General features: G+C 36.5%; 9 protein-coding genes. 5 read left to right on the forward strand and 4 right to left on the reverse strand.

Annotated elements, in window-relative coordinates; all coding sequences use genetic code 11:
• From ABYT26_RS13790 to ABYT26_RS13805, 4 genes are all read left to right on the forward strand, one after another.
• Positions 1 to 753, forward strand: a complete 753-nt coding sequence (locus tag ABYT26_RS13790; RefSeq protein ID WP_372754868.1) for a uroporphyrinogen-III synthase — start codon at positions 1 to 3, stop codon at positions 751 to 753.
• 70 nt (positions 754 to 823) lie between these two features.
• Complete coding sequence (rnpA, locus tag ABYT26_RS13795; RefSeq protein ID WP_372754870.1) at positions 824 to 1,270, forward strand: ribonuclease P protein component; 447 nt, start codon at positions 824 to 826, stop codon at positions 1,268 to 1,270.
• Positions 1,254 to 1,451, forward strand: a complete 198-nt coding sequence (yidD, locus tag ABYT26_RS13800) for a membrane protein insertion efficiency factor YidD (protein WP_372754872.1) — start codon at positions 1,254 to 1,256, stop codon at positions 1,449 to 1,451. Before rnpA ends, yidD begins: the two co-directional genes overlap by 17 nt.
• A 282-nt stretch (positions 1,452 to 1,733) precedes the next feature.
• A complete protein-coding gene (locus ABYT26_RS13805; protein ID WP_372754874.1) occupies positions 1,734 to 3,422 on the forward strand; it encodes a S41 family peptidase in 1,689 nt (562 codons plus the stop codon).
• Positions 3,423 to 3,503: 81 nt separating this feature from the next.
• Here ABYT26_RS13805 and polA read toward each other — a convergent pair whose 3' ends face one another.
• From polA to ABYT26_RS13820, 3 genes are all read right to left on the reverse strand, one after another.
• Positions 3,504 to 6,278 (reverse strand): DNA polymerase I, encoded by a 2,775-nt coding sequence (gene polA, locus ABYT26_RS13810; RefSeq protein WP_372754876.1) that lies wholly within the window; start codon positions 6,276 to 6,278, stop codon positions 3,504 to 3,506.
• A 261-nt stretch (positions 6,279 to 6,539) separates the two neighbouring features.
• Complete coding sequence (locus ABYT26_RS13815; RefSeq protein WP_372754878.1) at positions 6,540 to 6,986, reverse strand: 6-pyruvoyl tetrahydropterin synthase family protein; 447 nt, start codon at positions 6,984 to 6,986, stop codon at positions 6,540 to 6,542.
• Between the two features lie 50 nt (positions 6,987 to 7,036).
• Positions 7,037 to 7,336 (reverse strand): ArsR/SmtB family transcription factor, encoded by a 300-nt coding sequence (locus ABYT26_RS13820; RefSeq protein WP_372754880.1) that lies wholly within the window; start codon positions 7,334 to 7,336, stop codon positions 7,037 to 7,039.
• Between the two features lie 203 nt (positions 7,337 to 7,539).
• Between ABYT26_RS13820 and ABYT26_RS13825 the strand changes: the two genes are divergently transcribed.
• Positions 7,540 to 8,526, forward strand: coding sequence for a polyprenyl synthetase family protein (locus tag ABYT26_RS13825; RefSeq protein WP_372754882.1), 987 nt, complete (start codon positions 7,540 to 7,542; stop codon positions 8,524 to 8,526).
• A 5-nt stretch (positions 8,527 to 8,531) separates the two neighbouring features.
• Here ABYT26_RS13825 and ABYT26_RS13830 read toward each other — a convergent pair.
• On the reverse strand, positions 8,532 to 10,057 hold a 1,526-nt coding region (locus ABYT26_RS13830; protein WP_372754884.1), incomplete at its 5' end, for a PAS domain S-box protein.

Raw genomic sequence — 10,057 nt, forward strand, 5'->3', positions numbered from 1 at the left:
TTGAAAATCAAGACGATCCTGGTTTCACAACCAAAACCACAAACAGAAAAGTCACCGTATTTTGATTTGGCCGAAAAATATAATTTAAAAATTGATTTTCGACCATTTATTCAAGTTGAGGGGATTTCGGCCAAAGAGTTTAGACTGGAAAGAGTGAATGTATTGGATCACACTGCTGTTATTTTTACTAGCCGTACAGCAATAGACCATTTCTTTAGAATCTGCCAGGAACTTAGAGTTACCGTACCCGATGAAATGAAATACTTTTGTGTTTCAGAATCAACAGCTTTCTATCTTCAGAAATACATTGTTTATCGTAAAAGAAAAATTTTCTTTGGCGAAAAACGATTCGAAGACTTAATGGAAATTATCCTGAAACACAAAGGAGAGAAGTTTTTGGTGCCTTTATCAGACATTCACAAACAATCTATTCCTGAACTACTAACCAAGAACAAAATTAAGTACTCTAAAGCCGTTTTGTATCGCACTGTAAGCAGCGATCTATCTGATTTAGCCGACGTAAATTACGACATCTTGGCTTTCTTCAGTCCATCGGGAATTGCTTCTTTACTTCAAAATTTTCCAGATTTTGAACAAAACAATACCTTGATTGCTGCTTTTGGACCTACAACATCTGAAGCTGTTTCGTCCAATAATTTGCGACTAGACATCCAAGCTCCTATGCCACAGGCTCCGTCTATGACAATGGCTCTTGATCAGTTTATTAAAAAATATAACAAAGAGCATAAATAGCATTTATCTCTAAATTTTATACAACAAAAAAGGGGAAATTATTCCCCTTTTTTTGTCGATTTTTGTAATTATGGTAGAAACGAATCGCTTCACATTTAAGAAAGCGGAAAGATTGACTCATAAAATCCTGATTGGAAAACTTTTTTCTGAAGGAAAAGGATTTATTTGTTATCCTTTTCGAATTGTTTGGAAAGAAGCTAAACTAAATTCGGAATATCCTGCACAGGTAGCCATAACAGTATCAAAACGAAGCTTTAAAAAAGCGGTTACTCGGAATTTGTTAAAAAGAAGAATACGTGAAATCTATCGCCTACAAAAAGGAGAACTTTACAAGGAATTAAACAACAAAAATACCAGCCTTGCTTTTATGATTGTTTACCTTCCCAAAACAGTTCTTAGCAGTGCTGAAATGCAGGGTAAGCTGACCAAAGCTCTTACCCGATTATTACATGAATATGAAAAACATTCTCAAACTTCTGATCAAAGTGATTCTGTTCATCATGATACTTCCGATTAGGTTTTATCAGTATGTAATTTCACCTTTAACTCCTTCTGCATGCAGGTACACTCCTACCTGCTCTACTTACGCTATTCAGGCACTCAAAAAACACGGTCCTTTTAAAGGTAGCTATCTTGCCATTAAAAGAATATTATCATGCAATCCCTGGGGCGGACACGGACACGATCCTGTACCTTAATTTGTCATCCTTCCTACAAAACTTCCTTTTGTTATTTAGAACTATTCTTTATACTTTCCCGTAAAAGCGGATTAATCGGTTTACTTATTTTCATTAGAGCTTGAAATTAAAGGCTTTTCGGTTAACAAATGTTAAAGTCAATTGATTTAATGAGGGAATAATTATATTTGTTTTGACCTATACATTATTTTATATCTTCTAATTTGTAAATTCGTGCGTTAGGGATAGCGAAAGCTAGGCTGCGGGGAGAGTTAATTAAAACATCAATTTAAACAAAAGTATATGAAGCTTCAAAGAAAATCGGGAGCCATTTGGGTGCTTGCCGTCTTACTATTCTGTAGTGCCGCATTCTGGGGATTTAGCAGGGACGAAAGAAATTTTGAAATCAGCAAAAATTTAAATATTTACTACACCTTATTTAGAGAATTGAACCTTTTTTACGTGGATGAAATTGATCCCGGAGATTTGGTGAAAAAAAGTATGGATTCCATGCTATCTTCTCTAGATCCTTACACCACCTACATTCCCGAATCGGAAATTGAAGACTTTAAATTAATGACCACTGGCGAATATGCTGGAATAGGTTCCTTAATTAGCAAACACAAAAATGAAGTGATTATTGCTGAACCTTACGAAGGCTTTCCTGCCTACAAAGCAGGGCTTAAAGCTGGAGATGTATTGCTGGAAATTAATGGCACATCGGTGGCCAAAAAAAGTACTGATGACGTAAGTAATCTGCTAAAAGGACATCCAAATGTACCTCTTACCATTAAAATTAGACGTCCTGGTGTTGATAAGCTCATGGAAAAAAAATTAGTCCGTGAAAAAATTCAATTAAAATCGGTTCCTTACTATGGAATGGTAAGCGATTCGGTTGGTTATATCATTTTAAATCAATTCACCGATAAGGCTGCTGGAGAAATTAAAGACGCTTTAAAAGATTTAAAAACACAGAATGCCAAATCGATAGTACTCGATTTAAGGGGAAATCCGGGTGGTCTGCTCGATCAAGCTATAGAAATTGTGAATCTTTTTGTCAACAAAGGAGAAGAAATTGTAAGCACCAAGGGAAAAGTTTCCCAGTGGGACAAATCATACCTTGCCTCCAATACTCCCTTCGACACTGAAATTCCTATAGCCGTTTTAGTGAACCGTGGATCAGCTTCTGCTTCAGAAATTGTTTCAGGAGCTCTGCAAGATCTCGACAGAGGCGTTGTAATTGGTCATAGAACATTTGGAAAGGGATTGGTTCAAACAACCAGAAACTTGACTTATAACGCCAAATTAAAGGTAACTACGGCAAAGTATTACATTCCTAGCGGAAGATGCATTCAAGCTCTGGATTACAGCAACAGAAACGAAGATGGTAGTGTTGGAAAAATTGCTGATTCGCTACTTACTGAATACCATACAAAAAATGGTCGTTCGGTGTATGATGGTGGTGGAATTCTTCCTGATTTGAAAATGGAATCGGAAATATACAGTAGCCTAGCAGTGAACCTGATTCGTAAATTCCTGGTGTTCGATTACGCAACTTTATATGCAAATTCACATGATCAGATTGCCAGCTCGAAAGAATTTAAAATCACCGATGATGAATACGATAAGTTTACTGCATTTATTAAGGATCAAAAATTCAAGTATGAATCGGAAAGCACTGAAATTCTTGAGGCACTAAAAGAATCGGCAAAAGAAGAAAAATATTACGACATATCCTCAGAAGAATTTAATGCACTTGCACAAAAACTTACTCCTAATTTAGAGCGAGATTTGGTTCGCTTTAAGGATGAAATTTCGGATCTTTTGGCTCATGAAATTGTAAAAAGATACTACTATCAAACAGGTGGAATTGAATACAGTTTAAAGGAAGATAAAACACTTTTAAAAGCCATTGAAGTACTCGAAAATCAAAACGAATACATCAGTATATTAGATGGTACAACTGGCTTACATGCCATTAACAAAAAATAAAGCGCTGAACAATAAGCGCTGAATAAAAAAGCTCATTCTTATTGCAAGAATGAGCTTTTTTAATGCTATTTTTTATTCTATTTAATGCGCCTCGAGCCAGTTCTCTCCTACACCCATATCTACACTAAGTGGCACTAGAAGCTGAACGGCATTTTCCATTTCTTCTTTTAAAATTACCTTCATAGTTTCCAATTCAGATTGCAAACAATCAAAGTTCAATTCATCATGTACCTGAATAATCAACTTCGATTTCATTCCCTCCCTTTTCATGCGTTTCACCACATTAATCATAGCAATTTTAATCACATCTGCAGCCGATCCCTGAATGGGCGCATTAATGGCATTTCGCTCGGCAACTCCACGAACAATGGCATTACTCGAATTGATATCTTTTAAGTATCTGCGGCGAGCAAATAGGGTTTCTACAAACTCATCCTGACGCGCTTTCTCCACACTTTCATCCATGAACACCTTAACTCCTGGATAGGATTCAAAATAGCCTGTAATCAACTCTTTTCCCTCTTTACGACTAATTTCTAATCGCTCGGCTAATCCCCAAGCCGAGATTCCGTAAATAATTCCAAAATTGGCCGTTTTTGCTCTGCTTCTCATGTCTTTACTCACATCATCGACGGGTAGCTTGTAAATTTTTGCAGCTGTTGCAGTGTGGAAATCTGCCTCGTGATTAAAAGCGTTAATCATGGCCTCATCCTTACTCATGTGAGCCATTAAACGCAATTCAACCTGCGAGTAATCGGCAGAAAGAAAAGTATGCTCGGCCGAAGAGGGAACAAATGCTTTACGAATATATCTTCCCTGTGGCGTACGAATTGGAATGTTCTGCAAATTCGGATTCGTAGAACTCAATCGGCCTGTTGCGGCTTCGGCCTGATTAAAGGAAGTATGAATTTTCCCTGATTTTTTGTTGATATAAGTGGGCAAAGCCTCCACATAGGTAGAAATCAACTTTTTCAAGGATCTAAAATCCAATATCTTCTGGATGATTTCGTGCTTTCCTTTTAATTTGGAAAGCACATTTTCGGAAGTGGAATACTGTCCCGATTTGGTTTTTTTAGCCTTGCTGTCGAGCTCCATTTTGTCGAACAAAACTTCGCCCAGTTGTTTTGGAGAAGCTACATTAAAATCAACTCCAGCCATTTCTTTAATTTCCTTTTCTATTCCATTTACTTCCTCGTTTAAAACAAGAGCATATTCGTGTAAACTTGGCACATCAATGCTTACGCCCGTAAACTCCATATCGGCTAAAACAAGAAGCAATGGCATCTCAATATTATAGAATAAATCAGCAAGACCATTCTCCTTCATTTTTTCTTCCAACACATTTCGTAATTCCAAAGTTAACTGCACTTCTTCACAAAATACATCGTGCTGAATTGGTTCTGCTTCCATCATTAAACTCAACTGCCCTTTTCGGCCTTTGGTTTTGTCTTCGGTCTCGATTACCTGATAATTTAAAACGGAATGTGCCACAAATGCAAATTCGTGTTTTATTTCGGGCTGAATTAAGTAGTGTGCAATCATGGTATCGAAAATTGGTCCCTTCACTTCAATACCGTGCCAACGTAAAATAAGAATGTCGCGTTTGCAATCGTGACCAATTTTTAGAATTTTCTCATCTTCAAAAATAAATTTGAATTCCTGAGCCACTTTTTTGGCTTCTTCGAAATCTTGTGGGAAAGGCACAAAAAAAGACTTATCGCTCTTAAATGCAAAGGCCAATCCCAAGAGATTTGATGTATTTGGGTCGGTACCCGATAATATTGTTCTAAATGAGAATTCTTTCTGAACGCACAATTCGGCTTTCAAATCAGCTCTTGAATATTGATTATCAAGAGTAAAGAAGTCAGAAATCAATTGTTTTAGATCTCTGAGAATCACTTGTTTTTCTTCCTCTGCCCCTTTGTCAACGAATTTTTCATTCTCCACAGCAATTTGAGCTGCTTGATTTTTAAAAACTCGTTCGGCCAAAGTAAAAAATTCCAATTCCTTAAAAATAGCTCTCAATCGTGCTTCGTCGAAATCTGTTAATTTGAAATTCTCTTCATCAAAATCAATGGGAGCATCCAAGGCAATTTTTGCCAGTACTTTTGAAAAACGAACCTGTTCTTCCGATTCAATTACTCTTTCTTTCTGTTTTCCTTTTAGCTTATGAGTATTCTCATACAATCCGTCGATGTCTTTATAAAGACCAATTAGCTTTTGAGCCGTTTTGGGGCCTATGCCTGGACAACCTGGAATATTATCAGCCGTATCGCCCATTAAACCCAAATAATCTACAATCTGATCGGGATGTTCCACGCCGAAATTTTCTTTGATCTCAGGAATTCCCCACACTTCAACCTCTTTGCCCGAACGTTTGGGCTTATACATGAAAATATTTTCACTTACCAATTGCGCGTAATCCTTATCGGGTGTCATCATGTAAACTGTGTAGCCCTGTTTTTCGGCTTTTTTAGCTAAAGTTCCAATTACATCATCGGCCTCGTAGCCTTCCACGTCGAATTCGGGAATGTTAAAAGCCTGAATAATTGATTTGATATAGGGAATTGATTTTCTTAAATCATCGGGCATAGGTGGACGCTGAGCCTTGTATTCCTTGAACATTTCATGTCGGAAAGTTGGACCTATTGGATCGAAAACAACAGCAATGTGCGATGGTTTTTCTTTCTCCAAAACCTCGAGTAAGGTATTGGTAAAACCGAGCATAGCCGATGAGTTTATTCCTGTTGATGTGAACCTTGGATTTTTAATAAAAGCGTAGTACGATCTGTATATTAAGGCAAAAGCATCTAATAAAAATAGTTTTTTGCCTGAATTGGTACTTGATGAGTGCATAAGTTTTCTAAAATTTATTGTGTGCAAACAAAAGTACAAGATAATCGCTCTTGCGCAATTATCAATTCATAAATATTAATGAATTAGAGTGTAGGGAAAATTTTCGGACAATTTCTTACTAGTGCCAATCTCAAAATAATAAACACAGAATTTCTCTTACAAATGAAAAAGTTCTTTCCTGCAAACAGAGAGCAAAAGGAGATGAATAAAAAAAAGCCTGAAATTACTTTCAGGCTTTGCAAATATTTTATTGGTATCTAATTAATTGTCTTCGGCATACCACTCAGCAAAAGAGGTGGCCGTTTCGTGAAGTTTTAAGGAGTGAAGCACAACATCATCGGGCAAACGCTTTTTAATTCTTTCTGCAAAATCAACAATCATATTTTCACAAGTTGGTTGATAATCGGTCACAAAAAAACGTTTAAAAATCTCTTGATTCCTGTACTGCTCAATATTAGGGGTTGCCTTGCTTAAAACCACCGAATGATCTAATTGATCGACAATTTCATCGGAAACAATATTTTTCAGGTCCCCAAAATCCATTACCATTCCCAATTTATGACTGTTTACATCTTTTATTGGTTCTCCCATTACGGTTACAAACAGAATATAGGAATGACCGTGAATGTTCTTACACAGTCCATCATAGTTCCATAAGGCATGAGCCATTTCGAAACGGAACTCTTTCGTTAATCTTATTTTCGCCATTTTCTTACATCATCTGCAAAAAGCCAGTTCTAACCAGCTTTTAAAATTCCTTATCCTTGAGTGCAATTGCTGATACAATCAACAATATTACTTAGGCTGCAATGCCTTAGAAAATAGTATGTATTCTTCCCTTCTCTAGTAGAAGAAAGAACTCCTTTATCTTTAAGGATTCCTAAATGATGAGAAGTTGTTGATTGCTCAATTTTCAATAATTCATGAATTTGAGTTACTGTCAGCTTTTTTCCATCCTCAAGATATCCTAAAATTGCAATTCGCATAGGGTGCGCAATCGCTTTAAGCATATTTGCTGCCTGCTCAAGCTTTTCAGGTTCTAATTCTCTTATTTTCATACACAAATATTATTCACGTAACTTATCAAATGCAAATATATAAATATATTCTTAATTAGGCTAGTGAATACATATCGAAGCAGTTAAATTATTCAATTTGTTCTTAATTTAGGCAGAATCTTAATAAAAAAGACTGCTTTAGCCTTCGCTAATTTTATTTGTCTGCGTTTCACGGAAAGGATAAATGATTAACTTTGGTTGCTATGAATTTGAGACCAAAAAGTATTCGCGATATAAAATTTCCGGTGAAGCAAGAAATGGAGCAATTTGAGTCCTTTTTTAAGGATTCTATGAAAACAAAAATCCGTTTGCTTGACATCATTAATCGGTACATTATTAAACGAAAAGGGAAAGAAATAAGACCTATTCTGGTTTTTTTAAGTGCCAAACTAAGTGGTGAAATTAGCCAGTCAACCTATACTGCGGCATCGCTCACTCAACTATTGCACACCGCCACTTTAATTCACGATGATGTTGTGGATGAAGCCTATGAAAGAAGAGGTTTTTTCTCGATTAATGCTTTGTGGAAAACAAAAGCTGCTGTTTTGGTTGGCGATTTTCTTCTGTCGAAAGGTCTTTTAATTGCTTTGGATAATAATGAATTTGAACAGTTAAAAGTAGTTTCGAATGCCGTTCGCGAAATGAGTGAGGGAGAACTACTGCAGCTAGAAAAATCGCGAAAGCTAAACATCACCGAAGAAGTCTATTTTGATATTATTTATAAAAAAACAGCCAGTTTAATCTCCTCTTGCACTCAATTGGGAGCTCTATCGGCGAAAGCCAGTAAGGAAGATCAGCAAAAGTTGAAAAAATTTGGAGAACAGCTTGGCATTGCCTTCCAGATGAAGGATGATTTGTTCGACTATGAAAAACAAGGGAACATTGGAAAACCAACAGGAAACGACATTAAAGAAAAGAAGTTAACGCTTCCGTTGATTTATGTGCTGAAAAATAGTTCAGAGAAAGAACGTAGGTGGGCACTGAAAATTATTCGCAAATACAATAAAGACAGTAATAAGGTTAACGAGCTAATTTCTTTTGTTAAAGAGAAGGGTGGCATTGAGTACACAAGAGCTAAAATGATGGAATACAAGCAAAATGCCCTGAATATTTTAGCTGAGTTTGAAGACTCGGAAGCTAGAGAGGCTCTAATTCACCTGGTAGATTACACCATTACACGCACAAAGTAAGTAACTTAAACTTCGGGAAGATAAAGAGTGAAAATGCTTCCTTTTCCTTCCTTGCTATTTAAAGATATGGAACCATTCATTTTACTGGCAAATTCTTTACAAAGAATTAATCCTAAGCCTGTTCCCGACTCTTCACAAGTTCCAATTCTTTTGTAAGTGGTATCGATTCGAAACAGTTTTTTCTGATTCTCTTTGCTGATTCCTATCCCATTGTCCTGAATGGAAAGCATCACTTTTGAATTTTCTTTGGCTATTCTGATTTGAATTTCACCTCCTGTTTGGGTGAATTTTATGGCATTCGAAAATAGATTCCGTACAATAGCATCCAACATATAAGCATCAGCTAAAACCATAATATCGCTTGAATTAGTAAGCTTTACACTTATATTTTTTTGATCGATTTGTGTTTGATAAAGAGCAATATTGATCTGCACAAGTTGCCGCAAAACAATAGACTTAGCGTGGAATTGAATTTTTCCCATTTGAGATCTTCCCCACTCCAATAAGTTCTCGAGCAACTTATACTCCTGTTTTGCTGCAGAATAAAGAAGTTCAGCTGACTCAATAATCTGTTCGACAGGCATTTTGCTACAATTTTGAGCCAAATTTTTCGCAATAGGCAACAAGGCATTAAAGGGATTTTTTAAATCGTGTGCAACGATTGAGAAGAATTTATTTTTTGTGCTAATAGATTCGGTTAATGATTCTTCACTCTCTTTTCGGTCGGTAATATCACGGGCAATGGCTAAAAGTGTTTCACACTCGCCTTTTGCATTTAATTCAGGAATTAATTGCCATTCAAAATAACGAAGATCTCCATTTAAGGCGATACTAAAATCGAGGCTATGTTGTTTTTTACTTTTAAAAGCATAATCGATTTCCTGCTCCCACAATTCGCACTTTTCTTTAGGAAAACCCAGGTCGGCATGTGTTTTTCCAATCATCTCTTCGGGTTTTATCCCTATAAGTGGGGTAATGGCAGAATTGACAAAAATATGTCTGTGATTGGCATCAAAACGCATGATTAAATCGGTAGCATTTTCCACCAAAGATCGAAAACGCTGCTCGCTTTCCTGTAATTTATTCTCCGCTATTTTTCTTCTAGTAGTATTCCTTATAGCCACAAAATAAATTTTGGCATTGGAAGTGGGAAGCTCGTTTGCACTTGCTTCAACAGGAATTTTACCTCCTGATTTTGTGATAAAATCAGTTTCGAATAAAGAGCATCCTGTTTCTTCCATTTCTTTTAGGCGAAGAGAGAATTCCATGGAATGACTAGAATCATCGATATCAGAAATCGATAACTGAGACAGTTCTTCTTCGGAGTATTCGAGCAAATTAGCCAAACGAGTACTAAATTCAATTAAGCGACCTTTGTCATCATGAACCATGAAGGCGTCACCAGCTGATTCAAAGATGTTTTTATAGAATTCCTCTTTTTGTCCTGCCCGATCAACCAAGTGGTAGTAATTCGAAATGTCTTTGGATTGAGCAATGATTCTTTCTTCTGTTCCATTCTTGTTTAAGACAG

This window comes from Labilibaculum sp. (assembly GCF_041595635.1).
In the GTDB taxonomy this organism is placed as follows: Bacteria; Bacteroidota; Bacteroidia; order Bacteroidales; family Marinifilaceae; genus Labilibaculum.

Coding starts and splice junctions, on each gene's coding strand:
- rnpA (WP_372754870.1), top strand. CDS start 824: ATGGTAGAAACGAATCGCTTCACATTTAAGAAAGCGGAAAGATTGACT.
- yidD (WP_372754872.1), top strand. CDS start 1,254: ATGATACTTCCGATTAGGTTTTATCAGTATGTAATTTCACCTTTAACT.
- ABYT26_RS13805 (WP_372754874.1), top strand. CDS start 1,734: ATGAAGCTTCAAAGAAAATCGGGAGCCATTTGGGTGCTTGCCGTCTTA.
- polA (WP_372754876.1), bottom strand. CDS start 6,278: ATGCACTCATCAAGTACCAATTCAGGCAAAAAACTATTTTTATTAGAT.
- ABYT26_RS13815 (WP_372754878.1), bottom strand. CDS start 6,986: ATGGCGAAAATAAGATTAACGAAAGAGTTCCGTTTCGAAATGGCTCAT.
- ABYT26_RS13820 (WP_372754880.1), bottom strand. CDS start 7,336: ATGAAAATAAGAGAATTAGAACCTGAAAAGCTTGAGCAGGCAGCAAAT.
- ABYT26_RS13825 (WP_372754882.1), top strand. CDS start 7,540: ATGAATTTGAGACCAAAAAGTATTCGCGATATAAAATTTCCGGTGAAG.